The organism is Virgibacillus necropolis (assembly GCF_002224365.1).
Lineage (GTDB): Bacteria > Bacillota > Bacilli > Bacillales > Amphibacillaceae > Virgibacillus_F > Virgibacillus_F necropolis.
The window spans coordinates 3,029,529-3,056,381 of sequence record NZ_CP022437.1 but is presented as its reverse complement, the minus strand read 5'-3'; the positions used below and the strand labels follow the sequence as shown (position 1 = coordinate 3,056,381).

22 protein-coding genes are annotated in these 26,853 nt (G+C 37.1%); 15 read left to right on the top strand and 7 right to left on the bottom strand.

Going from position 1 to position 26,853, the window contains the following annotated elements; genetic code table 11:
• Positions 1 to 19 precede the first annotated feature (19 nt).
• The 9 genes from CFK40_RS14560 (at position 20) to CFK40_RS14520 (ending at position 11,991) form a co-directional block, all read left to right on the top strand.
• Positions 20 to 1,504: an aldehyde dehydrogenase family protein gene (locus CFK40_RS14560; protein ID WP_405196553.1), complete on the top strand. Its 1,485-nt coding sequence runs from the start codon at positions 20 to 22 to the stop codon at positions 1,502 to 1,504.
• A gap of 56 nt (positions 1,505 to 1,560) precedes the next feature.
• The gene (locus tag CFK40_RS14555) at positions 1,561 to 2,991 is read left to right on the top strand and encodes an MFS transporter (protein ID WP_089533053.1); all 1,431 of its coding nucleotides are present in this window, start codon (positions 1,561 to 1,563) and stop codon (positions 2,989 to 2,991) included.
• Between the two features lie 178 nt (positions 2,992 to 3,169).
• On the top strand, positions 3,170 to 4,831 hold the full coding sequence (locus tag CFK40_RS14550) for an amidohydrolase (RefSeq protein WP_089533052.1): 1,662 nt from the start codon (positions 3,170 to 3,172) through the stop codon (positions 4,829 to 4,831).
• Between the two features lie 414 nt (positions 4,832 to 5,245).
• On the top strand, positions 5,246 to 5,923 hold the full coding sequence (locus CFK40_RS14545) for an N-acetylmannosamine-6-phosphate 2-epimerase (RefSeq protein WP_089533050.1): 678 nt from the start codon (positions 5,246 to 5,248) through the stop codon (positions 5,921 to 5,923).
• A gap of 29 nt (positions 5,924 to 5,952) precedes the next feature.
• Positions 5,953 to 6,819 (top strand): N-acetylneuraminate lyase, encoded by an 867-nt coding sequence (locus CFK40_RS14540; RefSeq protein WP_089533049.1) that lies wholly within the window; start codon positions 5,953 to 5,955, stop codon positions 6,817 to 6,819.
• A 25-nt stretch (positions 6,820 to 6,844) separates the two neighbouring features.
• A complete protein-coding gene (locus CFK40_RS14535) occupies positions 6,845 to 8,350 on the top strand; it encodes a sodium:solute symporter family protein (protein WP_089533048.1) in 1,506 nt (501 codons plus the stop codon).
• Positions 8,351 to 8,371: 21 nt separating this feature from the next.
• Entirely contained in the window at positions 8,372 to 10,054 is a 1,683-nt protein-coding gene (locus tag CFK40_RS14530; RefSeq protein WP_089533046.1) for an FAD-binding protein, read from the top strand.
• 179 nt (positions 10,055 to 10,233) lie between these two features.
• A complete protein-coding gene (locus CFK40_RS14525) occupies positions 10,234 to 11,133 on the top strand; it encodes an ROK family protein (RefSeq protein WP_089533045.1) in 900 nt (299 codons plus the stop codon).
• Positions 11,134 to 11,151: 18 nt separating this feature from the next.
• Positions 11,152 to 11,991, top strand: coding sequence for a MurR/RpiR family transcriptional regulator (locus CFK40_RS14520; protein WP_089533043.1), 840 nt, complete (start codon positions 11,152 to 11,154; stop codon positions 11,989 to 11,991).
• Between the two features lie 77 nt (positions 11,992 to 12,068).
• Here CFK40_RS14520 and CFK40_RS14515 read toward each other — a convergent pair whose 3' ends face one another.
• The 4 genes from CFK40_RS14515 to CFK40_RS14500 form a co-directional block, all read right to left on the bottom strand.
• The gene (locus CFK40_RS14515) at positions 12,069 to 13,676 is read right to left on the bottom strand and encodes a M20/M25/M40 family metallo-hydrolase (protein ID WP_089533042.1); all 1,608 of its coding nucleotides are present in this window, start codon (positions 13,674 to 13,676) and stop codon (positions 12,069 to 12,071) included.
• Positions 13,677 to 14,240: 564 nt separating this feature from the next.
• Positions 14,241 to 15,656, bottom strand: coding sequence for an amino acid permease (locus CFK40_RS14510; protein WP_089533041.1), 1,416 nt, complete (start codon positions 15,654 to 15,656; stop codon positions 14,241 to 14,243).
• Between the two features lie 59 nt (positions 15,657 to 15,715).
• Positions 15,716 to 16,477, bottom strand: a complete 762-nt coding sequence (locus CFK40_RS14505; protein WP_089533039.1) for a dimethylarginine dimethylaminohydrolase family protein — start codon at positions 16,475 to 16,477, stop codon at positions 15,716 to 15,718.
• Positions 16,478 to 16,492: 15 nt separating this feature from the next.
• Positions 16,493 to 17,374, bottom strand: coding sequence for a dimethylarginine dimethylaminohydrolase family protein (locus CFK40_RS14500; RefSeq protein WP_405196552.1), 882 nt, complete (start codon positions 17,372 to 17,374; stop codon positions 16,493 to 16,495).
• 172 nt (positions 17,375 to 17,546) lie between these two features.
• Here CFK40_RS14500 and CFK40_RS14495 point away from each other — a divergent pair, with 172 nt between their 5' ends.
• Positions 17,547 to 18,296 carry an IclR family transcriptional regulator gene (locus CFK40_RS14495; protein WP_089533037.1) on the top strand — a complete coding sequence of 250 codons (750 nt, stop codon included), beginning with the start codon at positions 17,547 to 17,549 and terminating at the stop codon, positions 18,294 to 18,296.
• Between the two features lie 331 nt (positions 18,297 to 18,627).
• Here CFK40_RS14495 and CFK40_RS14490 read toward each other — a convergent pair whose 3' ends face one another.
• Entirely contained in the window at positions 18,628 to 19,206 is a 579-nt protein-coding gene (locus CFK40_RS14490; protein WP_089533036.1) for a LysE family transporter, read from the bottom strand.
• A gap of 132 nt (positions 19,207 to 19,338) precedes the next feature.
• Here CFK40_RS14490 and CFK40_RS14485 point away from each other — a divergent pair, with 132 nt between their 5' ends.
• From CFK40_RS14485 to CFK40_RS14470, 5 genes are all read left to right on the top strand, one after another.
• Positions 19,339 to 20,238 (top strand): LysR family transcriptional regulator, encoded by a 900-nt coding sequence (locus CFK40_RS14485; protein WP_089533035.1) that lies wholly within the window; start codon positions 19,339 to 19,341, stop codon positions 20,236 to 20,238.
• Positions 20,235 to 20,360 (top strand): hypothetical protein, encoded by a 126-nt coding sequence (locus CFK40_RS21520; protein WP_264371369.1) that lies wholly within the window; start codon positions 20,235 to 20,237, stop codon positions 20,358 to 20,360. Before CFK40_RS14485 ends, CFK40_RS21520 begins: the two co-directional genes overlap by 4 nt.
• 114 nt (positions 20,361 to 20,474) lie before the next feature.
• Positions 20,475 to 21,836, top strand: a complete 1,362-nt coding sequence (locus CFK40_RS14480; protein ID WP_089533033.1) for a sigma-54 interaction domain-containing protein — start codon at positions 20,475 to 20,477, stop codon at positions 21,834 to 21,836.
• Positions 21,837 to 22,102: 266 nt separating this feature from the next.
• Positions 22,103 to 22,879, top strand: coding sequence for a 3-hydroxybutyrate dehydrogenase (locus CFK40_RS14475; protein WP_089533032.1), 777 nt, complete (start codon positions 22,103 to 22,105; stop codon positions 22,877 to 22,879).
• A 59-nt stretch (positions 22,880 to 22,938) separates the two neighbouring features.
• Positions 22,939 to 24,222 (top strand): GntP family permease, encoded by a 1,284-nt coding sequence (locus CFK40_RS14470; protein ID WP_089533031.1) that lies wholly within the window; start codon positions 22,939 to 22,941, stop codon positions 24,220 to 24,222.
• Positions 24,223 to 24,289: 67 nt separating this feature from the next.
• Here CFK40_RS14470 and gntK read toward each other — a convergent pair whose 3' ends face one another.
• Positions 24,290 to 25,846: a gluconokinase gene (gene gntK, locus CFK40_RS14465; RefSeq protein WP_089533030.1), complete on the bottom strand. Its 1,557-nt coding sequence runs from the start codon at positions 25,844 to 25,846 to the stop codon at positions 24,290 to 24,292.
• An 80-nt stretch (positions 25,847 to 25,926) separates the two neighbouring features.
• Positions 25,927 to 26,814: a phosphogluconate dehydrogenase (NAD(+)-dependent, decarboxylating) gene (gnd, locus tag CFK40_RS14460; RefSeq protein ID WP_089533028.1), complete on the bottom strand. Its 888-nt coding sequence runs from the start codon at positions 26,812 to 26,814 to the stop codon at positions 25,927 to 25,929.
• Between the last annotated feature and the right edge of the window lie 39 nt (positions 26,815 to 26,853).

The window sequence follows — 26,853 nt, the reverse complement described above, 5'->3', positions numbered from 1 at the left end:
TAAAAGATTGAAAGGTGGAATGAATTTGAAAACTACAAGTGAAATTAAACAGTACCATAATACAGTCAACGGCAAGATGATTACAGGATCGTCAGGAAATACGATGAATAGTATTGATCCTTCAACAGGCAAAGTTTGGGCTAAGATTCCTTTAAGTACAAAAGATGATGTGGAGACAACTGTGACTTCTGCCCGTAAAGCTTATCATAGCTGGTCGTCATTGTCCGCTAGGGACCGTGGAGATTATTTAAGGCGTATTGGTGACCTAATTTCCCAGCACGGTGAAGAGTTGTTAAAGCTAGAGACTAGGAACAATGGTTGGGTGCTCGATGAATATCAATATCTTTCCATTGTTTTGAAACAACTTTGGTATGATGCTGCTGGAGCTGCTTCTTTAGTCGGAAGTCAAGGTAAAACAGCTCAGCTGGGATCAGGTAGTTTTGGTTATACATTGCGGGAACCCTTAGGAGTAGTATTGGCAATATTGCCTTGGAATGCACCACTCTTTACATTTACTATTAAAGCAGCCTATGCTCTTGCGGCAGGTAATACGGTGGTCATAAAACCTTCAGAGTACGCAGCGGTTGCCTCATTACGTTACGGTGAAATACTTTCAGAAATACTTCCTCCAGGTGTTATTAATGTGATTTCAGGTTTGGGCAGTGAAATAGGTGATACGTTGGTTAGCCATAAAGAAATTAATAAGGTCAGTCTAACAGGTTCAAAAGCGACTGCTGAGGCAATTACGCTTGCTTCGGCAGGTGTTCCAAAACCACTAATTTTTGAGTTGGGTGGAAAGTCACCAAACATCGTCTTTGAGGATGCTGATATAGAAAAGGCTGTAAATGGGGTAATAAGTGCTATATTTACTCCTAATGCAGGTCAAATATGTGCTGCTGGATCAAGAATTCTTATTCAAAGATCTATTTTTGACGAGATGTTGTCTCGTATGAAAGAAAGGATGTCAAATCCAGACACGACAAAGTTCGGTGATACATTGGATACAGCGAATACAATGGGACCGGTAGCCAACTTACCACAGTATAATAAAGTTCGTTCTTATATCGATTTAGGTTTGGAAGAAGGAGGAGAAATAGTTTTTGGGGGGCGAGTTGGTGGAGATGTTCTTTTGCCAAATAACCCTGAATTTTCCGATGGGTACTGGGTTGAACCAACTTTATTTAAAGTGGATAGTAATTCTCTACGCATTTGCCAAGAGGAAATCTTCGGTCCTGTTGCAGTTGTTATACCTTTCGACACGGAGGAAGAAGCACTGGAGATTGCAAATGATACCTCATATGGACTTGCCGCAGGGGTATGGACTAGTAATCTAGGTAGAGCACACCGTATGATTGAAAAAATAGAGTCCGGTAATGTATGGGTGAACACTTACAGTAGAGTAGGGGCAGATCTACCATTTGGTGGTTTTAAAGATAGTGGATATGGAACGGATTCGATTTTAGAGTATACAAGGGAAAAAGCCTGTGTTATTGAGCTAGGCTAATGATTTTAAGGGCAACTGAAGTTGTCCTTTTTATAAACCTTTAGGAGGTACTAAATTTGGAAGAAAAATCAATTCGAAAATCGTTTCATATTTTATGCATTGGGGTAACTTTTGTTGTTTTTGCTGAAGCTTCAGGTTTAGTAGCATATCCTAAAATGCTGGAGAACTTTGATTTAAGTACAGGTTATGCGGTTTGGATGCAATTAGGCTTTGCCTTAGGATTAACTGGATTCCAACCATTATTTGGATGGTTAGGCGATTATTTTAACCAGAAAATGGTTATTATTTTAGGTTCTATACTTCTCACTATTGGATCATCGTTAGTTGCTTTGGCCCCTTTCTTTTGGGTGTTAGTTGTTGGGATGTTCATTAAAGGAGTAGCCGGAGCTGCGGTAATACCCGCAGGATTTACCTATGTAGGAAAGTTCTTTAATGATGAGCAACGTGGGAAAGCACTTGGTATATTTGGATTTTATTCTGTAATAGGTGGTGTATTAGGGCCAGTTATAAGTGGGGTGTTTGTTGATAGTTTGGGATGGACATCCATCTTTTGGTTTTGTGCGCTTCTTGGTATTGTATCGTTTCTTTTGTTTTTCACGGGGGTACCAAAAGTTCAGGGAAAAAAATCGGGATCTTTTGATTTTTTAGGTGTAATATTCGTGTTATTAACATTGATAGGCATCTTAACAATACCAACATTTATTAACAGTTATGGAATTTCTTCTTGGATGTGGCTTCCGCCCTTTGGTGTTTTTGTTATCGCATTTTTATTACTAATTGTTGTTGAAAAAAAACAAAAAGATCCTTTGGTTGATATTAACTATGCCGCAAATCGAAACTTTTGGGTAACATCAATAATTTCTGTTCTGTTGTTTGTGACATTTAGCAGTGTAATGTATTTATTAACGTTCTTTGTTCAAGGTGTACAGGAGAAGTCTTCCACAATTGTTGGTTTATTACAAATGGCACTTTTCGCAACAATGGCAGTAGCAAATTTATTGAGCGGTAGATGGATGAGCAGACTTTCCGCACGGTTTATGATTGGGTTAAGTATTGTTCTGCTTGTCGGAGGATCAGGGATGCTGATAGCAGTGACTGTGGAAACCTCCTTTTTATATTTATTAATATCCATGTGTCTAATCGGAATTGGTATCGGTTTCGCCGGTCCTGCAACAAGAGCTGTTGTCTTGTCAAAAGCAGATCCTTCACGCCTCGGGGCTATTACATTCACGTATACCATGATTGAAAATACTGCGCAACGTGTAGGAGCTTCGTTCGCTATTGTAACTTATGCTCTATTTGTTGCAGGGGGAAATGCTGTAAGTGCACTCTCTAGTACAGCACTTATCCTTACCATCCTTACTGCAATGTCTTTTATATTTCTTTATTTAATTCCAAAAAAGGTGAAAGGATTTCAGGGGGTAACCGAATCAGCGCAGAAAGTAGAAGTTGATACAACAGAATACGACATGAGTTCAACAAAGTAGATACAAAGGTTGATAGTCAAATTAGGGAAAGAGGACTTACTGTAAGTTAACAAATAACTAAATGGTATGTAAATAAAAACACTGGAGTGTGTTGGGTACAGAAGTGGCAAGAGGGAAATCGACAATTCATATTTGTTTAGGTTAAGTTTATCTAATATAAATTAAGAGGTGATTTTTAATGGATAAGACAGATTTGGTAATTATAAATGCTAATGTTTTAACCCTTGATCAGGATAACCGAAGAGCAGGTTCAATTGCTGTATCCAATGGTCGTATAATCGGAATTTGGAAGGAATCAGAGCCGCCTAGAAATACTGCCAATATTACCACAGAAACAGAGGTTTTAAATTTAAAAGGTAATACATTGATTCCCGGATTTATTGATACCCATAATCATATTCTGGGATACTCTCAGTCCCGTCAGTTGGTTGATTGTAGTTCCCCTTTAAATCAAACCATAGATGATGTTATAGGGAATATCCGACACAAGGCTGCTCAAATTCCGAATGGAGAATGGGTGAGGGGGCAGGGTTATGATGATACATTGCTAGCCGATGGTCGCCATCCAACTAGAAAGGATTTGGATCACGCAGCTCCCAGTCATCCTGTTTTTATTCAGCATACCTCAGGACATTTGGGTGTTGCTAATTCCATGGCTTTGGAAATTGCGGGTATTAAGAAAGATATTTCCGATCCACAGGGAGGACATTATGGACGTGATGGCTCAGGCCAATTAACCGGTGTTTTATATGAAATGGCAGCAATGGCTCCAATAATGGCTGTAACTCCCATTCCTAATGAAGAGAAGTTAATCAGTGAGCTTGGAGATGCAGCGGATGAATATATAGCTCAAGGTATTACAACAAATACGGATGCTGCTGTTGGAGGAATATTGGGTGACGATCTTAATATCCATTTAAAAGCTGCGGAAAAGGGGATCAACCCGATGCATACTCAATTGATGATCATGCATAACCTTCTGCGGGAAGATGGGGAGTTTAGCGGGTATACTGCAAATCAATTGGATCAAGAGGTAAGAGAACGTTCGAATAATCGTGCGCGTTTGGACAGCATCAAAATGTTTCAAGACGGTTCGATCCAAGGATTAACCGCTGCACTAAGGAAACCTTACTATTGTGATGAGAATATTTATGGCGATCTTCATCATGACCAGACGGCATTAAATAATGAAATATTGGATTTACACAACCGTGGATTTCGAATTGCTGTACATGGTAATGGTGATAGGGCAATTGGATCAATCCTTGATGCCTATGCCAACGCACTTACTAGCACACCACGATTAGATCATCGACATCGTATTGAACATGTCCAAACAGCCACCCTTGAGGATCTAAACAAAATGAAAAGTCTTAAAATAGCGGGTTCGTTTTTCGTTAACCATGTCTATTATTGGGGGGACAGACATGAAGGGATATTTTTAGGACCCGAACGCGCAAGGCGAATCAGTCCACTGGCCGATGCTGTTGAACGCAATTTATTGTTTACCCTTCATGCCGACTGCCCAATAACACCAATATCTCCCTTGTTTTTAGTCTGGCAGGCCGTAAACCGTACAACAAGGGAAGGAAATGTTCTTGGTCCAGAACAGTGTATTGATGTAACCACCGCATTAAAATCAATGACGATATATGGTGCAAGGCTAAACTTTGATGAAAGGAATTCTGGAAGTATTGAAGTTGGGAAACGGGCAGATTTTGCTGTTTTAGAGGCTGATCCGACAAGGGTTGATTCTATGGAGATTAAGGATATTTCAGTTCAGGCCACGATAATAGACGGAAAAGTTGTATATGTGAAAAAGAGTGTCTCGAAAACATAAATAACCCCTAGGGGTAGTTCTTTATATCATCTAGGAGTTATAAAATAAGGAAGAAGATAGAGTGATTAATATCAGGCATCTAAGATCAAGATTGCTGAGGGTGCCTTTAATTTGAAGGATACAAGATATAATATGATTCTAAAAGGTGCTACTTTAATGAGTGGCATCTTTTTTGCACTGATAGAAATCATAAATTTTAATGGATATTAGTATAAGTGCAACTAAGGCTTTCGCCATTAAAGCTTGGCGATAAACCAAGTTTTCTAAGGTTAAAGTAATTACGCTTTCTTTTATGACATCTAATTATCATTTTTATTATAATATTGACAACAAAAAATCAAAATGATATAGTTCTATTATTGAAAGCGCTTATTTACAAAATAAACGCTATTGATTAAAGTTAGGAGATTATTTATGAGCATATTGGGAAAAATCAGCAAGAAATTAATTGTTTCCTGTCAAGCACTTGAAGATGAACCGCTGCATGATGCTTATATCATGGGAAAAATGGCTTTAGCGGCAAGTCAAGGAGGTGCTTCTGGAATTCGCGCTAATACAGTGAAGGACATCCAGGCAATTAAAAAAGAAGTGAACCTCCCCATTATAGGGATTATAAAAAAAGACTTTGCTGACAGTGATGTTTTTATCACACCGACTATAAATGAAGTGGAGGCGCTTTATCAGGAAGCCGTGGATATAATTGCTTTTGATGCTACAAAGCAGGAAAGACCAGATGGTAAAAGCTTTGAAGAATTCTTTTCTGAAGTAAAAGCAAGGTATCCTGATCAATTATTTATGGCAGATGTTTCTACGCTGGAAGAGGGAATAAATGCCGAAAAAGCAGGAGTGGATGTAGTTGCTCCTACATTAGCTGGTTACACATCATACTCCAAAGGAACTGTTCCACTTGAAATAACAAAGGATCTTATCGAAAATGTTTCGATTCCAGTTATTGCAGAAGGAAATTTCGATATACCTGAGAAAGCGAAAAAGGCTCTTCAACTAGGTGCACATGCTGTTGTAGTTGGAAGTGCAATTACGCGTCCTAAAATAATTACTGGAAAATTTGTAAGCGCAATAGAAGAATTATAAAAAAATCTAACTAATGGAAGGTGATCATAATGAATGGTTTATATACAGCTCTTATGTGTTCATTTGATGAACAAGGAAATATTAACGAAAAAGGATTAAGGGAGATTGTCCGATACAATATTGATGTATCAAAGGTTGATGGTTTGTACGTGAATGGTAGTACAGGAGAAAACTTCTTGATTTCTACTGAGGCTAAAAAGAAAATTTTCGACATTGTTAAAGATGAAGTGGGAGACAGTGTGAAACTTATCGGACAGGTAGGTGCATTAAATATTGACGAGGCAATTGAACTTGCACAATATGCAACGGATCTTAACTATGACGCAATTTCTGCTGTAACTCCTTTTTATTACAAATTTGAATTTGAAGAAATTAAGGATTACTATAATACCATTTTAGAAAATGTAGATAATGATTTAATCATTTATTCCATTCCTGCATTGACGGGAGTAAATATGAACCTTGAACAGTTTGGTGAGCTGTTTCAAAATGAAAAAGTTATTGGGGTTAAATTTACAGCACCAGACTTTTTCTTATTAGAAAGACTAAGACATGCATATCCGAACAAATTAATTTATTCAGGATTTGATGAGATGCTTCTTTCCGCAAGCGTTCTAAATATTGATGGAGCTATCGGCAGTACGTTTAATGTTAATGGACAAAGAGCGAAACAAATCTTTGAATTAGCTCAAAACGGGCAAATTGAAGAGGCTAGAGAAGTACAAAAAGTTACAAATGATCTTATTGCTGAGATTTTGACTAACGGGCTCTATCAGACAATTAAAGAGATACTAAAATATAAAGGTGTGGACGCAGGTTTTTGCAGAAAACCGATGAAAACGCTTAAGCCAGAAGGGTTAGCTAAGGCTCGAAAAATTGCAGAAAAATACCTGTAATCATAACTAAAGGGGGAAGGTTCAAATGAGGGGAACGTTTGAGGTAATTGATTATATCATTTTATTTGCTTATTTATTATTCATACTGTACATCGGTATTGCTGTTGCAAAAAAAGAAATGAAGGGGAAGGAATTCTTTAAAGGGGATGGGACAGTACCTTGGTGGGTAACATCTGTTAGTCTTTTTGCAACGTTACTAAGTCCTATTTCTTTCTTATCGCTAGCAGGTACTTCTTATGGAGATACTTGGCATCTTTGGGCCGCACAATTTGGTCTCCTTATTGCTGTCCCTGTAGCAATGTACTTTTTTCTTCCTGTTTATCGAAATTTAAATTTAGATACAGCTTATGAGTATTTAGAAAGAAGGTTCGATAAAAATCTTCGGATGATAGCTAGTATTCTATTTATTATTTATCAATTGGGTAGAATGTCTATTATCATGTATCTGCCAGCTATAGCATTATCCGCGGTAACAGGAATAAATACCGTTCTTATTATTTTATTTATGGGTGGAATTGCAACGATTTATTCATCTATTGGTGGAATAAACTCTGTACTTTGGACTGATTTTATTCAAGGAGTCGTATTAATCGGTGGCGGTATTTTTGCACTTATTGTTCTCATTGTCTCAGTAGAAGGTGGGGTTCCAGAAATATTCCAAATGGGTATTGCGGATAACAAATTCTTAAGTGAAGCAGTAATTTTTGATCCCAATATCTTAAATGACAGTTTGTTCATTATCTTTTTAGGTGCAGGATTGTCAACCGCATTTTCCTATATATCCAGCCAGGATATGGTGCAACGTTATTTGACTACAAATGACTTGAAACAGATGAAGAAAATGACAGTGTTTAATGGTGTGCTTTCATTTGGTACAGCAACTTTATTCTTTTTCATTGGAACAGCGATGTATGTTTTCTACACGCAACAAATGGGACAAGATATTCCAAGTGGAAATTCTGATTTAATTTTTGCGAATTTTATTGTTAGTGAACTTCCAGCCGGGATATCAGGGTTATTAATAGCAGGTTTATTTGCAGCTGGTCAATCAACACTTTCTACTGGCTTAAATAGTGTTGCTACAAGTTGGACACTTGATATCCAAAAGGTATTGACGCCTGGTATATCTGATGAAAAAGGTACAAAGATAGCGAAATATGTATCCATTCTTGTAGGTGTTTTCTCTATAGTTTTTGCTATTGTCCTGGCATATTCCGACATTAGTTCAGCTTATGAGTGGTTCAATGGTTTAATGGGATTAGTCCTAGGTATTATTGGAGGAACATTTACACTAGGAGTTATGACTAAAAAAGCAAATTCTAAGGGTGCGTTAGCAGGCTTTATTGCTACTTCAATCATAGCAGTTTATGTTTCTTACTTTACGGACACTACATTATGGGCATACTCGTTAATCAACTTAGTTGCATCTCTCGTTTTCGGATATGTATTTAGTTTATTATTCAGTGGGAAAAGTAAAGCTGAAAATGATAGCTTAGAACTTACCTTTTATGATCAAAGAAGTAAAGAATAGATAAGCATAGGTGGGTTAGTCTTGAAAATCGACAGTAAAATTACAACAGACGTATTAGTTGTTGGGAGTGGACTTTCCGGAATTAAAGTCAGTAAAGAGTTAGCAAGCTCAAAACATGAAGTTTTGATGGTAACGAAGACGAAGCTTGCCTCGGGTTCAAGTTTTTATCCTTTAAAGGCTTCCTTAGGTACACAGGTTACCAAAGATGCAGATGACAAAGAACTTTTTCTGCAGGATATAGAAGATCTAAGTCGGGGGATGCATAGGCAAGATCTTGCTGAGGTTTATGTTGAGGAAATTCCTGATAGAGTAACGGAATACAAAGATATCGGTGTTCTTTCAAAGAAATTGGAAGGCGAGCGGAAGGCTTGTTTTGCGAATCATCCAAGGGATATTTATTTATTAAGTGATTGGGACCAAATTCGTGAAAATGTAAGAACAATTTTCAGTGAATATGACAATTTAAACTTAATGGAGAAGACAGTTGTCGTTTCTTTGATAAAAAAAGAAAAACGGATTGTTGGAGCGGTGATGCTAAATGAAGAAAATGAATTTGTTCTTGTAGAATGTAAAGCAGTCATTCTGGCATCTGGTGGTTTCGGAAGTTTATATAAACATAATCTAAATCCAACCGATGTAGATGGATCTGGTCACATTTTAGCGCTTGAAGCGGGTGCAAGTTTAGTAAACATGGAATTTATTCAATTTATTCCTGGTATTACTGCTCCCCGCTATAAAACGTTATTCGGCGAGCATACGTTAATGTATTGTCAGGATATTATAAATGACAACGGGGAAAGCTTGCTCGATCCTTATCTACCAGAAGAAGTAACCAAAAAGGAATGTCTGGAAATCCGAAGTTCACATGGGCCATTTACACATTCGCTTGAATCTAGATATTTCGATATTGCGATGATGAAAAGTATTATTGCATCTAGAGATGAAAAGGGATTTTCACTAGTCTATGATGAAGAGCTTTACGAAAACAAAGAAGAGTTTTATACCGTGTACTTGGATTGGTTAAAGGGCAAAAATGTTCATTTAACAAAACAGGAGGTTAAGATTGCTCCTTTTGCCCATGCCAGCAATGGTGGTGTATTTATTGACACGCACGGGGAAACAGGAATTGATGGATTGTATGCAATTGGAGAACTTTCTTCTAATATCGAAGGAGCTAATAGGCTTGGAGGCAACTCTACAGGAGCATGCATGGTATTCGGAAAACGTGCTGCAACAGCATGTGGGAAGTACTTACAATCCGTAGATGCCTACGATTTAACTGAGGAAGAAGGTAATGAACAATTACAAAAACTATTGGACTTTACTAATTCGTATGAATCACAGGAAAGTGAATTAACAGCGAATCAGATTGTAGATAAAATAAAAGAAATTATGTGGTATCATGGAAATGTAGTAAGATCAGAGAAACAGCTAGTCGCTGCACTTGAGGAAATCAACGTATTGGAGTCCGATTTTCAATTTGAAGAACTTATTGAGCACCGACATTCCAGAAAGCTTGCTATAAAGGTAAGAAATTTTATCAGGTTGTCTCAAATTTTACTTCAAGCTATGCTGGAACGAAAAGAAAGTCGAGGAGCTCATTATAGGGAAGATTTCCCTGTGGAAAGTCCTGATTTTAACAAACGATTATTTGTTTCACAAAACAATCAACATTCCGTGAGCTTAGAGTTTCTAACTAAATAAAATTTAGATTATGAGAACGCTACTTCAAAGAGAAAAACCTAAGTATGGGTTTTTCTCTTTTTAGCAGTTAAGAAAGTATAAATCCTTTCTTACTGCATAAGTGCAACTAAGGCTTTCGCCATTAAGGCTTGGCGATAAGCCAAGTTTTCTAACTACAATGAAACAGAGGAGAAATTAATATGCAGCTTGGTGTTATAGATATCGGCGGAACATCTATTAAATATGGTGTTGTAACGGATCAAGGCAATTTTTTATATAGTGCCTCTACTCCTACAGAAGCTCATCTTGGAGGGATGGAGGTTATCGGTAAAGTTTTAAAAGTCTGTGATGAATTAAGGGGTAACGATGAACTAACGGGCATTGCTATCAGCAGTGCAGGACAAATTGATAATGTAAATGGCACCGTTGTTTTTGCGACAAACAATATTCCAGGCTATACAGGAGTACCCGTTGCAGAACTTGTACGTAAACATACAGGATTGCCAGTTACCGTAGAAAATGATGTAAACTGTACAGCACTCGGTGAGTATTGGAAGGGTGCAGCTGTAAATGTAAATGACTTTTTATGTGTTACGATTGGGACAGGAATTGGTGGAGCGTTATTTCTAAATGGTGAGCTCTATACAGGTTCTAACTTTTCAGCCGGAGAAATCGGTCATATTAGCCTTTATCCGAATGGAAAACCATGTACTTGCGGAAATAATGGATGTTTTGAAAAATATGCCTCAAGTGCTGCACTGGAAGAAAGGATTTTTGAAACCCTTGGACAACAAATTGATCTAAAAGAATTTTTTACGATGACCAAGCAGGGAAATCATGCGTGCATAGAGATTTTTGAAAAATGGATTGATGATATGACAACAGGTCTGCAATCATTAGTACATATTTTCAACCCGAAATTAATCGTTATAGGTGGAGGGGTTTCCGCACAAGGAGAGTTTTTATTACAAGCAATTAAACGATCACTTATGGGGAAGGTGATGCCAAATCATCGGCGTTCTTTAGAAGTAAAGCTTGCTGAAAATGATAATAAAGCGAATTTATTAGGCGCAGCCAAGCATTATCTGATGAATTTCTAAATTGGGAAGGAGTCTACTATGGTAGAAGATCAAGTGAAGGTAATTAAACCTTCCATTATAATGGAGCAAAATAAACAAAGCTTCACAAAGTCCGAAAAAAAAATATACGATTATATCGTTTCAAATGAACAAAAAGTTTTATATCATTCATTAACGGAACTGTCGGACACCAGTGGCGTTGCTGAAGCTACTGTATTACGCTTTTTTCGGAAATTGGGTTTCAAAGGTTTTCAGGATTTTAAGTTTGCATTTGCCCAGGAAGTTTCTATTGCATCAAACAAGCATAACGATGGAACATACATGGAAAAGATTAGAAACAATATGATGCAAGCAATCGAAGACTCTTATGAAATCATTGATAAGGAAGCACTGGATGCGTCTATTCATGCAATCAATAAAAGTCAGGATGTCGTAATTTTTGGATTAGGATCTTCTGGGATAGCAGCGTTGGATATGCAAAACAGGCTGATGCGTATTGGTAAGCATGTGAGTGTTGTTACAGATTCTCACTTTCAAGTGATGAGGGCATCATCTATGAATAAAAATACAGTAGTTATTGCGATTAGCTTAACTGGGAGTACAAAGGATATCATTGATACAGTAAAAATAGCGAAAGAGAAAAAAGCCACAATTATTGCGTTAACCAATTATACTAAATCACCATTAACCAAATTTGCTGATCACATTTTGTTATCTTCAACTAAAGAAAGTCCGCTTGATAGTGGTTCATTAGTATCCAAGGTCACACAGTTATTCCTTATCGATTTAATTTGTACAGGACTTACAATTGAAAATTATAAAGAAGCAGAGAAAGTGAAAATGGAAATCACGGAAAATACAGCTAGTAAGTTGTATTAGGGGTGGAGACAAAATAGATAGGAAGAGCCTACTGAGCTCTTCCTATCTAAATAGTTGATTATAACTTTAAATTCCTTCTACTGTTTACTTACCATATGAATCATATCTTCTAAAATTTCAGGGATTTCTTCAAAAGCATTTTTGATATGTAAACGCTCTGTCCGTTTATGTGCATCTTTCCCGAATGGTCCTATATTTAATACAGGTGCGTTCAATTTGTGCATCCCTTCAAATGGAATCGTATAACTATCAGCCCAGACAGGTGTATTTTCTTCAAACGCTGTCCAACCTTCACTGGAACCAGCGTAGTTTACGTAACTTAAATCGCACAAACCATTAAAGTAGTGAATTAGTTTGATAGACAGATTGTATTTTTCTGATGCCTTTCTAGTAACAAAATCTGTACACGTATCAATAAGGTTGTTTCCCGTTGAATTAACTGCGGGATAGAAGGGTGGTGCAAATAAAATAATTATCGCTGGTGCTAATTCCTGGCATTGGATCATCAATTTATCTGTAATTCTAAGAGATTTTTCACGTTCATCCCATTCTTCATGGAACTGGACGTCAGCTTTTACTGAACTAACATATTCGTCTCCAAATTTCTTAGTCGCATGCTCTAGTAAATCTTTATATCGGATAACGTTAACTTGTCCGATAGGATCTACCTTGTTTTTTTGACAGACCTTATTATAATCTTCATTACATTTCCTAGCTGCTTCATTGGCAACGTACTCGAAAAGATTAAAGACTTCAGAAGCACTTCGCTCCATTAAGAAGATATTATACAATGCCATTGAACGATAAGGCGTCTGCGTAGAATATTCTAACCTTAAATCCTTTTGCTGTAATGTTACTGGAAGGGGAGTTGTTTCACCAAAAAACGTTTCTTGAAAGGTATCGTTCCATTCCATTTCCTGTGTTAAAAAGGAAGCAATATAAGGAGATGTCATTCCACTTAGTGGTTCTCCTGCGTGTGTTTCTCTACCATAAAAGAGAGCTGCGGGTAAAATCTTCCCAATGGTCCCCGAGTAAATATAATGCTCATGACGCTTTGGTTTCTGAGTGAAAACAGACTCACTATTTAAGAATAATTTATATGTTAGCCCATGTTCTTCCTGTAAATCAAGTAACGTTGGGACAGCACATCGCATTCCTGAAGAGTTTACTTCCTCATCAGGAACTGTTACTAACAATAAGTTAATCGGCCATTTTTCGATACTCGCTTTTTCAATTAAACGCATGTGCAGAACTAGTCCTATTTTCATGTCCATGGTTCCGCGTCCAAATAAATATTCACCAGACTCTAAATCTTTAAGAACATCTTCTGGTAATTCGTCCTGTCTCTCAAGTAATACTTTGGTAAGTTCCTCTGGTTGTGTAGCGAGTGGTTCAAAGTCTCCGTATTCTTCTGTGTTCACTGTGTCAAAGTGGCTGATTAAACAGATGGTCTCTGTTGCTTCAGGATGTTTATAAAGTGCAGTTAAAAACTTCCTCCGCAAATCGGCATCATGAAGAGAAAGGTGTTCAGGAAACTCTTGAAAATAGTCAAGATCCTGTAATTTAGCTTGTAGTTTCATTGGAAATTGACGTTCTCCTTCTGACAACGTTATACTCTTCCAACTAACAATTTCAGATAGTAAAGACCTTAGATCATTGGGAGTTTCCCATCTAAGTTTATTCATAATATCTAACTCCTTTCTCTTGTTAACTAGTATTTTTATATTATAATAAAGACTGTTTTCTAAAAGTTTGTTGGTTATTAAAGGCCGTTTTAGCAAAGTCTGTTGCTATTGACGTAAAATATTTCGTAACTGCTGGTTGATTTCCATTTTTAAAATCCACCACTTTTTCAGTGGCCTCGAAGACCACCGTTGCGGGGTCTTCAGACACGTGCTGTTCCCGCAGGAGTCAACTGTCCTCCGCGGAAATCAACTGTCATGATAGTGAAAATTCATGCTAAAATGATTACTATCATTCCGTTATTTGACACCACAGCAGCGAAGGAAAAACACGAAGACTCCTGCGGGAAAGCGAAGACGATGAGACCCCGCGGAAAGCGTAGTGTTTTTCCGCAACGATCGCATAGCACCTAGCAAATAGTTAGTCATGATGAAAGTAGGGACAGATCACCCTACTATTCATGCCTATCCATTTGTACGCCGCTAGGAGCCATAGCTAGACAGAGTAATTTCCACTGCGGCATTAAAAACTTTACTAAAAGTTCTTTAATTCACTTTAAATCAAAATTAAAATTTTTCAATGCGTGTAGGTGTCTCATCTATTTTGCTATCCTTTTTCTTCCCTAACTTAAATCGATAGAAAAGTAGACAGGCGATTAAGAAACCGATACCGTAAAACAATCCAATCCGTTGTGTCGGGTCAAAAGCGAGAGAGATCAAAATTGCCAAACAGGATCCAATACAAAACAATGGAGTAAAAGGATAAAAGGCTACTTTATATTTCAAATCTGCTACTTTTCCACCACTTCTAACATACTTTCGTCGGAACATGAATTGGGAAAAGGCAATTCCCATCCAAGAAATTGTGATTGCAATACCGGCAATAGACATAAGTAAAACAAATACTGTATTCGCTGCCATAAAGCTTGTTAGTAGTGATAAAAAGGAAAATGAAATGGTGAAATAGAGAGCGTTTAGTGGAACTTTTTTCTTTGTTAGCTTTCCGAATACCTTTGGAGCCATACCTTCATGTGACATTGACCATAGCAGTCGTGTTGATGCATAGAGACAAGAATTACCGACTGAAAGGATAGCAGTCAAGATAACAAAGTTCATTATATCCGCAGCGAACGGAATACCAGCAATTGTCAATAAGGTCACAAATGGGCTTTCTAGTAATCCTAATTCAGAAGCAGGGAAAATAGCAGACAGTATAATGATAGATCCAATATAAAAAACAATAATTCGTACAATGATATTACGTATAGCTCTTGGAATATTTTTTTCGGGCTCTTCTGTTTCACCTGCTGCAATTCCAACTAACTCTGAACCTTGATAGGAAAAGATTACATTCATCATTGTAACGAATACCATGGCAATACCCACAGGGAAAAGACCGTCTGGTGCGAGATTCTCGAAGAAGGGGGTAGGTCGATCAGTCAATGGAATAAAGCCAAATATGGCTGCAATTCCAACTAAGATAACCACTAATACGGCAACTACTTTTATACCGGCGAACCAATATTCTGCCTCCGCAAATCCTCTAGTGGTTAAGGCATTCAACGTAAATAGAAGAGCGATAAAGACTGCACACCAAATCCAAATCGGTGAGTCAGGAAACCAATGTTGCATCAGAATACCTGCTGCTGTAAATTCGACTCCCGCAGTAGCGGCTGAACCGACCAAATACATCCAGCCAAGGGAAAATCCGGCAGATGGTCCAATATATCTAGTAGCATAAGTTTGGAAGGAACCAGTGACGGGCATATGTACTGCAAGTTCACCAAGACATACCATAACCATAAATAAAATAAGACCACCGAATAAAAATGCTAGGATAGCTCCACCTGCGCCTGCTTGATTGATCGTATATCCTGCATTGAGAAAGAGACCTGTACCAATTACACCACCAAGCGAAAGCATGAATAAATGACGTCTTTTCATCGAACGTTTTAATTGTCCGTGCTCTTGATCATGATTCATAAAATTTAGCACTCCTTCTTTTTAATGCAATATTATTCTACTATTTTTTTGGGGAATTTTTAAAACCGTAAAGAAAGGCAGCTCAAACCACCATCATGCTTCTGAAATTCAGTCATATCGACCTCAATTGTTCTATACCCAGCATCGTTTATCTGCTTTTTCGTCTTTTCAAATCCTTTTGGAAAGATGACAAAATCATTAACACGGATGCAGTTAGCTGAATATTCTTCTTCTGGTGGTACTACAATTTTTTCATATTGTACGAAGTCTGGATGATCAACAAACTCGCCGGCAGCAATAATAAGGTTATCTCCAAGATATGATACTCCGGATTTTAAATGGAAGAATTTCTTCAAAGGTACAATCGTTGCTTGATAACCAGATGATTCTACTATTCTTTTTAATTGGTTAGCACCATCTTCATTCGTACGGTCTGAAATGCCGATGTAAAAATGTTTATCGATTTGAAGGACATCACCACCATCCAAAGTACCCGGTGCATTTATATAGCGAATGTCTGTATAAAATTCTTTTAAAACATGCTCCATTTCTTTAATTTCACCATTCCGTGAATCAGCGCCTGGATTTGTTATTACAGCAAATTCGGATGTTAGCACGGCTGTATCCTCAACAAAAGTAGAGTCAGGAAACTCCTCACTTTTGGGGAGTATTTTAATCGCCACATCGCACATTTCTAATGCCTCTATATAAGCATCATGTTGTGAAAGTAATTTAGTATAGTCTGGCTCTCCTAAATCACTAGTAGTTAATCCATTTAAGTAGCTTCTTCCAGTTTTTTTAACAATCAATTGTTTAAACATTTTACAAACCTCCATTTAATTACGAATAACGGGACAGGTTAGACAAGTAGGTCCTCCTGTTCCTTTATAAGATATCTCTATACCTTTGTATTCAAATACGGTTGCTCCTGCTGCTTCTAGCTTTCTTTTTGTTTCGTTGTTACCAGAAACGATTAAACAAACTCTTGGTTCCAAAGCTAGGACATTGCATCCAAGCGTCAGATATTCTTTTTCTGGTACTTCAATTAAATTGATTCCCCGTTTAAGTAATAATTGTCTGAAAAATACGGGCATCAGCCTAGAATGAACTACCGCCAAATCATGATCAACCATACTGATGATAGACATAAGATGTAAGCATTCATCTTCTCCCTGATCATGTGGCAGTTGTACAACAATAAATTCATCTACCAAGTGTGCAGTTATTTCCTTTAATTGCCGGATGGCTTCATCATTTGTTCGATAACCACGACCAACTGCTAATGTACGGTTATCTAACCAAACAATATCTCCTGCATCTGACACAGCTTCACCAGTTAATTCACCAATAATAGGTATGTTCTTCTCTTGCAAGAATTGTTTATACACTTTGGCTTCAGGTTGCCTTAGTTCTTTTCCGGATTTCAAAATGATAGCGCCTTCTTTTGTGAATTTCACGGGATCATGCGCATAAATGGAATCAAGTCCTGTTTGTTTAGAAACCGGTAAATAATCGATATGTGCTACATGATTCTCCAGGATTGTTAAAAACTGGTTAAATTCATCTAAAACTTCCTCGTAATTAGGTTCTTCGATATAATTAAACCTTTTCCATTCATTACGTAAATGTTCTTGACTAATAAAAGCGTCACGTGGATGTTTAATAATTACATGCTCTAATTTTCGAACCATTGAACCACTGTAGCTCACCCTTATCATCCTTTCCGTTATGTGGAAAACACTTCTGACAATAGGAAATGTTTTTATTAGTATAATTGTTCAGTTAATATAATGTCAATGAATTTTCAAAAAAGTTAACCAGCTTAAATAAATTTTAATTTAGAAAGTTAAGTGATATAGTGAAATTAAAAATAGAGGGGAAGAAGATAGGATGCAGACCATTGATCGAACCATGCAAATAACAAGATTACTATCTTCAAGTGAATTGAAAAAGGGGCTATCTATCTCTAATCTGTCCAAGCAATGCAATCTTCCACTTAGTACGATGCACCGTCTTTTGAAAGCAATGAAAAAGCATGGGCTTGTTATACAAAATAGTGATACAAAACTATACGCATTAGGAACTACCTGGTTAGAATATGGCTTACAGTTGTATGATAATCTGGATTATGTTGAGGTTATACGTACTGAGTTAGAAAGACTTATGCAAGAAGTAGAGGAAACTGTTTATTTCAGCAAACCAAATGGTCTTGATTCGTTAATAGTAGAGCGAATTGATTGTCAAAGTAATCCCATTCGCATTTATGATCAACTAGGTATCCGAATTCCCATGCATATAGGGGCGGCTAATAAAGTCATGCTTGCTAATATGTCCACACAACAAGCAGGATTAGTTGTGAATACTTTAGTAGAAGAAAATGGAAAAGAGGAATTTTGGAATACGTTAAATCGAATAAAGAAACAAGGATTCGGTGAAAGTCATGGAGAAAAAACACCTAATACTTCCGCGTTAGGTGCTCCCGTGTTTAATCATTTAGACGAACTCATCGGGGCAGTAAGTATTGGGTTCATAAACTTTAACCTCACCGATGAACGTTTGCATAGATTAATAGAACAAATTATTAAAACAGGAATGCGCATTTCTAGTAAATTAGGCTATAAAAATTCTGCTAGCCTTTAGCCCCAATAAATACATTTTGGTTTAAAGTAATGTTTAATCAAATTGATTCTAAATTAAACGAACAAAAGGAAATAGGGCGTGTTTTGAAAAAGATTGATCAAAACACGCCCTTACTATATTCAACTTAATCTTTCTTTTATAGAAAAGCTTGATCATCTCTTGAACCTCAAGAAAAACGCTCCAATATTGAATAAGCAATTTTACTCAACTTAGTTCTTATCCTCATGAAACTCTACAATAGCAATTTCAGTAAAGCTTTGTTCTTCAAGAAATTTGTCGTCTTTTACTACATCTTTCAATAATTATTTGTTCCTTTTTGTTTCTGTTTAGGTTAAAGATAAATACTTACCGCAGAATAAATCAATAATAAACTCATAATAACTCGAAAGGACTTGTCATGTTTTGTAAATAAATTTTTGAAGATAGAGCCAAACCCTGACCATAAAAGCAGTGCTAACCACCCTAGAAAAATGGCTAAAGTTAAATAAAATACAATGGATTTAACAGAATGATAAAACGGCAGAATAAAAACGCTCATCACTGTTAGGAAAAACAAAATACTTTTTATATTAATAACCTGAAATATAAAACCTGATAAAAAGGAGGATTGCATATCCTCATAGCCCTTTTTTGAACCTTTTTGGAAGCTAATTTGCCATGCCAAGTAAAGTAGATATGCTGCACCAGCTAATTTAAAATAGGGCTCTATAACAGGAATCCAACTGTATAGACTTGTTGTAAGTGCTCCACTCATAAATCCAAGTACAGCAAATCCTGCCAAAATCCCGCTGCTGAAACGCCATGCCCCAGTAATGCCGCATTTTCGTGATTCATTCATCATTAAGATGTTACTTGGCCCAGGCGTAATTGATGTAATTACTACATAAGAAAGAAATGCTGTTATACTCATTCAATCACCTTCAATACTAATTTGTTAATGGACTACTTTTATTGTATGATAATGTTATCTATAAATAAAATTGAAATTAATAAAATCATTATCGTTTTTTTCGATGCATCTTTTTAGAGGAGGAGAATCGGTATGGAAATTAGACATCTTATAACGTTTCAAACCATTGTAGAAGTAGGAAGTTATACAAGGGCTGCTTTGAAGTTAGGTTATACTCAATCCACGATAACCTCTCATATTCAAGCACTTGACCACGAAATTGGTGGCGAACTTTTCACTTTTGAAAATAGGAAATTGCAGCTTACTCATTTAGGAAGAGAATTAATACCTTTAGCGGAGGATTTACTTTCTACCCATGATCAGATTAAGAACATGCAAAGCGCCCATGAAGTTAAGGGAGGATTAAGGGTGGCCGCACCAGAATCTTTAACTATTTCTAAAGTAGGTCCAATCATTAGGGGCTATTCCTTGAAATATCCTCAAGTGAAACTCACGCTAACCAACGGTACATGTGGACAAAATCAAGCTGACTTAGTAAGCGGACGGGTTGATATTGCTTTAATGGTATACCCAGAATTAAATCTCGAAAAGTGCATTCATTATCCCTTAGGTGAGGAGAAAATCGTCCTTGTCAGCAGTAATGATGGTCCAGATCATTTTGATGAATATAAAAAAGATAATCAACAATACTTTTTTATAACAAACGAAGAAGGATGCAGTTACCGGTCAATGTTTGAAAGATATCTTTTAAAGCATAACATCCACAACTTTCAAACCATGGAGTTATGGAGTATAGAAGCAATCAAACAAACGGTTATGAGTGGACTTGGATTTGCTGTATTACCTTACATTACAGTGAAAGAAGAAGTAGATAGAGGCAAGCTAAAAATCCTAAGTCATTCTGAAAAATTTGACCCAATTTATTCCCATATGCTAATTAAAAAGAAAAGATGGGTGTCTCCCGCCGTTGAGGCTTTTACTGAATTAGTTTTAAATTCGTTTAGGGAAAATGACGAGGAGTGTTTTAATTGAATAAAATTATGGTTATTTACGGTAGTTCCAGGAGAAACGGAAACACAGATTTTTTAGAAGATAAGAAGGCATTAAAAGAGGTCGCTGCTTTACAAGCCGAGATCCATAGCCTTAAAAAATAACCTATGTATAGTTGACGTTGGTTACTATTAAATTTCATTGATTTTCAACCGATTTTCTGATCTTCATTTTGTTATAATAATGTAATAACGTTGAGAGTCTTGGAGGGGTTTGTGATGGTATCTTTAGATAGTTATCGGGATGAAATCTTTGAAACTGTTTTTGAGCATGCCTATCATTGTTTTGTTGTAGTTAATGAAGAAGGGTTGATTACCTATCTAAATAACACCTATTGTGATTTTCTTGGTGTTGATAAATCAGAAGCAATCGGCGTGCATGTCGCCGATGTCATTGAAAATTCTAGAATGCATATTGTTGCTCGGACAGGGATTGAGGAAATTGCAGATCTTCAATATATTCGTGGAAACCATATGATTGCGAATAGAATCCCAATACATTCTGACGGAAGAGTAGTTGGAGCAGTTGGAACGGTGCTGTTTCGTGATACAAAAGAATGGATGAAAATGAATAGTCATATAAAAGATCTATTATTAGAACTTGAACATTATCGTAATCAATTCAAAAATAAGGATGGTGCTACATACTCCCTTCACGATATAGTTGGAAGTTCACGCCAAATGAATGACCTTAAGAATAAAATTAAAAAGATTTCCCCTGGGGATGTATCTATCTTATTTAGGGGAGAAAGTGGAACAGGAAAGGAGCTATTTGCACATAGTGTTCATCAATTGAGTGAACGAAATACAAAACCATTTGTTACGGTTAACTGTGCGGCAATACCGGACCATTTACTTGAATCAGAGCTGTTTGGTTATGAGGACGGGGCTTTTACAGGTGCGAGGAAGGGCGGGAAATTAGGAAAGTTTCAACTAGCAGATGGTGGTACACTTTTCTTAGATGAAATTGGTGATATGCCGTTAAGTGCTCAAGTGAAGATTTTAAGAGTTTTACAAGAAGGAGAAGTTGAAGCGGTTGGATCAGTTAATACCCAGAAGGTGGATGTAAGAATTATAGCCGCAACAAATCAACCGTTAGAGAGGCTAATAGAGGAGCAGCGGTTTAGGGAAGATTTGTTTTACAGAATTAACGTCATTCAGGTCCATATTCCACCACTTCGAGATCGACCAGAAGACCTGCGTGTTTTATCTAAATTTTTTCTTGATAAGGTCACAAATCGAACGGGAAAAAGAGTTATTGGTATTGATTTGGATGTCTTAGATCGATTCGTTCAATTAAATTGGCCAGGAAATATAAGAGAATTAGAGAACGTTATTGAATCTGCAGTTCATTTAACCAACACAGAGCTTATTAAATTTGAAGACTTACCAGACCATATCCAGTTAAATGCTTCTTTTCTTAAAGAGAATGGTACGTTAAAAGAGATCATGGAAAATACAGAAAAACAGGTGATTGAGAAGGTATTAAACAAGGTGAACGGAGATAAAACGAAAGCAAAAGAATTATTAGGAATAGGTAAATCAAACTTGTATGACAAAATAAAAAAGTATGGGTTGTAACATTTCCGTTATTTCGGAAGATTATTCCGAAAATGTGGAATGCTTTATTTATACATAAAAAAGTAAGGGCTTTCATTATTGTTACGCATGCCTTGAACTCTATTTTCCGTGAAAGCGGAAAGTGGGGTTTTTTATTTTTCAATTTAATCTAAGTCATTATTGCATTTTCCCATAATCTAAATGTTGGCATGCTTATTGCAAGTATATATCCGAGGGTGCAATAAACAGAACATCTTAGTAAAAAGAGGTATAGGAGGATGGTTACAATGGTTGAAAATAAAGTTGTATTTATTACAGGCGCAGCGAGTGGTATTGGTTACGAAGTTGGGGTCGAATTTGTTAAAAATGGAGCTAAAGTAGCTTTTTCTGATATTAACGAAGAGAAAGTACACGAAGTTACGCAAAAATTAAATCAAGAAGGTTATGACTGTTTTGGTATAAAGTGTGATGTTACAGACGAAGAAGAGTTAAAAAGCGCAATTAATGCGACAGTCGAACGGTATAGCAGGCTCGATGTTCTGATTAATAATGCGGGTTTACAACATATTGATTCAATTGAAGATTTTCCGACAGAGAAGTTTGAGTTTATTACAAAAGTGATGCTTGTTGCACCGTTCATGGCGACCAAGCATGTATTTCCTATCATGAAAAAACAAGGAACGGGTCGAATTATCAATATGGCTTCTATCAATGGTCTGATTGGTTTCGCAGGAAAGGCTGCTTATAATAGTTCGAAACATGGTGTGATTGGACTAACTAAAGTTACTGCTTTAGAAGGTGCGGATAGTGGAATCACGGTTAATGCTATATGCCCAGGGTATGTAGATACACCTCTTGTTCGAAACCAGCTTGAGGATTTAGCGAGTAATCGCAATATTTCATTGGAAAAAGTACTCGAGGAAGTAATTTATCCACTAGTTCCACAAAAACGTTTATTGTCCGTTCAGGAAATTGCGGATTATACACTGTTTCTGGCAAGTGATAAAGCAAGAGGAGTGACTGGTCAAGCTGTTGTTATTGATGGTGGGTATACCGCGCAATAACAGTGGATAGCTTTGTGTTGTAGATGTAAAACACTATTTCAAATCAAGGAGGGGTTTTCATGTTTGGTATATTACTTGGTCTTATTGTTTTAATGGTATTAGCCTACTTGGGTTGGTCAATTATTTGGGTGGCGCCTATTGCTGCGGGGGTAGTGGCGCTCACAGGGGGGCTTGATCTACTTGAAGCGTATAAAGACACATATATGGGCGGTTTTGTGTCATTTGCAAAAGATTGGTTCCCAGTCTTCATGCTTGGGGCAGTGTTTGGAAAGTTAATGGAAGATACAGGTATGGCAAGATCGGTCGCGGTTGCGACAACAAAAATTATTGGCACCGAGCGTGCAATTTTAGGTGTGTTGGTTTCTGCGGCAGTATTAACATATGGTGGTGTTAGTCTGTTTGTAGTTGTTTTTGCTGTTTATCCACTAGCTTTAACATTGTTTCGTGAAGCTAATATCAGTAGAAAGTTAATACCGGCAACAGTTGCGCTAGGAGCTTTCACTTTTACAATGACAGCAATACCAGGAACACCACAAATACAAAATCTAATCCCTATTGACTATTATCAAACTTCCGCAACAGCGGCTCCAATAATGGGAATAATCGCTGGATTAATAATGGCAGTAGGTGGATATTTGTATCTTCGATGGCGCGAGAAAAAGTTAACGGCTAATGGAGAAACATATACAGAACCAAAAGATAATAAAATTTTTAAGGTGGAAGGGAAAACTCCTTCATTTATATTGTCTTTATTACCACTTCTAACGGTGCTTATTACGTTGAATGTCTTTAAATGGGACATTGTGCCATCGCTAATTTCGGGGATTGTTCTAATTATGCTGCTAAACTTGTCCAAATTTAAAGGTTTTGTAAAAGCTATTAATAGTGGAGCAGTTGGTTCAGTTACAGCAATTATTAATACAAGTGCTGCTGTTGGATTCGGTACTGTTGTAAAAGCGGTTCCAGGATTTGATAAGCTTACAGAGGTATTACTAGGAGTGAAAGGTAATCCATTAATCTCTGAAGCAATTGCTGTCAATGTCTTAGCTGGTGCGACAGGGTCTGCCTCAGGGGGATTAGGAATAGCACTTGAAGCACTTGGGGATAAGTATTATAAAATCGCTCAGAACACTGGAATTGATCCAGAGCATCTTCACCGAGTTGCCTCTTTATCCTCTGGAGGGTTGGATGCCCTACCGCATAATGGAGCAGTGCTAACGTTGTTTGCGATAACTGGTTTGACACATAAAGATAGTTATAAGGATATATTTGTTGTCGCTGTATTAATTCCAGTAATTTCAGTACTAGTAGTTATCCTCTTAACCTTTATAGGTATCTATTAATTTCAAGTTAAATTTGTAAAATAGAGTAGGTGTATAAATAATTCATGCGCCTACTCTATTTTGGTTTTTATTTTTTAGCTTCACCTAAATATTTTCGTTGAAACGCTGCAATATTCTCATATTCTTCATTAAGTATTCGCGACAATCGAATGTAAATGGGCAAAAGTTCACGATAAACAGCTGTCGTTTCCTCAACGGGGTGATGCGTATTTGTATTTCCAACCATTTTCGAAACGATACTGAAATCATCTATTTCCCCCATTGCATACATTCCTAGTACTACAGCGCCTAAAGATGAGCTTTCAAAGCTTTCTGGGACGATAACTGGTTTATCAAAAATATCTGCCATTAACTGGCGCCACATTTCCGAGCGCGCAAAACCACCAGTTGCTTGGATGCGTTTTGGTTCCCCCGTTAATTCTTCAAGTGCTAGCAAAACGGTATATAGGTTGTAAATAGTTCCTTCTAAAACTGACCTAATCATGTGTTGTTTTTTATGATGAATGCTTAGACCAAAAAATGATCCCCGTGCATTGGCATTCCATAATGGGGCACGTTCCCCAGTCATATATGGATGAAAAATTAAGCCATCGGAGCCTGGATTTACACCATCAGCTATTTTTGTCAAAACATTATACGGATCAATGTCCAGTCGTTTGGCAGTTTCAACTTCAGCAGCAGCAAATTCGTCACGTAGCCAACGCAAAACAATCCCGCCATTATTCACTGGCCCACCAATAACCCAATGATTTTCGGTTAAGGCATAACAAAATATCCGTCCCTTTGGGTCTGTTTTTGGTTCGTTGTAAACGGTACGAATAGCCCCACTAGTCCCGATTGTTACAGCAACTACACCTGGGTCGATTGCGTTAACACCTAAATTAGAGAGAACACCATCACTAGCACCGATAACAAAGGGCACATTACGATCAATCCCCATATACGACTGGTATTCTTCTTTAATCCCAGTCATTTTATACGTTGTAGGAACAATTTCCGATAAATGCTGAGGGGTTATCCCCGCAAGTTGTAATGCTTCTGTATCCCAATCAAGCGATTGTAAATTAAACAGACCTGTTGCAGAAGCAATCGAATAATCGATTACATATTTACCGAAAAGCTTATAGAATACGTACTCTTTTATCGAAATGAATTTAGTTGCTTTTTCAAAGATTGCTAGTTTTTCTGCTTTTAACCAAACTAGCTTTGCTAGCGGTGACATTGCATGTATTGGTGTCCCAGTTCGCAGATAGATCGCATGCCCATTATGTTTTTCTTTGATTTCTTTGGCGTATTCTGCACTTCTTGTGTCAGCCCAGGTAATACTGTTCGTTAACAATTCTCCTTCTTCATTCACTGCTATAAGGCTGTGCATAGCTGAGCTAAATGAGATAAAGTTTAGTTGATAGTTTGACATGTCACTTTTTCGAATTGTTTCTCTAATCGTTCCGACAACTGCATCAACTATTTCATCTGGGTTTTGTTCGGCGACTAATGGATTTGGGGTATGTAATGGGTAGTTTATTGTGTGAGATGCTACAACTTCACCTTTTTTTGTATATAAAATAGCTTTTGTGCTAGTTGTCCCAATATCTACCCCTAAATAGAATGATTGCTGCTTCATGGCTGTACCTCCTACTGTTTATTATTTCAATAGAAAGAGAAAAAGGATTTAGATAATGCTTCCTTTTTCTCCCTACTATATTATTTATTTACTACTTCGTGTCCACCGAATTCATTCCGTAATGCTGCTACAACCTTACCTGAAAAAGTATCGTCTTCTTGAGAACGGTAACGCATCATTAATGATAACGCGATAACTGGTGCTGCAACTTGAAAGTCAAGCGCTGATTCAACCGTCCATTTTCCTTCTCCAGATGAATTCATTACACCGCGCAATTCATCCAACTTTGCGTCCTTTGAAAAGGCGTTTTCGATTAATTCAATCAGCCAAGAACGGATAACAGAGCCGTGATTCCAAACTTTCGCAACCTTTTCATAGTCATAATTGAAGTCACTTTTGTTTAAAATTTCAAATCCTTCTGCGATTGATTGCATCATGCCATACTCTATACCGTTATGGACCATTTTTAAAAAATGTCCGCTTCCTGATTTTCCAGTGTATAGATAGCCATTTTCCACGGATAAATCTTTGAATAAAGGTTCGATTTCCTTGAATTTCTCTGCATCTCCGCCAACCATTGTACATGCACCGTTTCTTGCTCCTTCAGTACCGCCGCTTGTTCCGCAATCAAAGAAATAAATTCTTTTTTCCATAAGAGATTCAGCACGTTTTACGGTGTCCTTATAATTAGAGTTCCCGCCATCAATAATCATGTCACCTTCTGTTAAATGATGAGTTAGCTCATTGATAACTGATCCTGTAATCTCACCAGCAGGGACCATTAACCAAATTTTTCTTGGTCTAGGAAGCTCCTGCACAAAATCTGCTATAGACGCTTTAATTTGTAATTTTTTATCATCAATGTTTACTGATTTGTTATCATACCCGATAATTTCATGATTGTGATCGTTTAAGTTTAATGCTAAATTCAGCCCCATTTTACCAAGGCCAATAATACCTAATTTCATCGTGTCCACCTCGTTTTAGAAGAATTATTTTGACTTTAA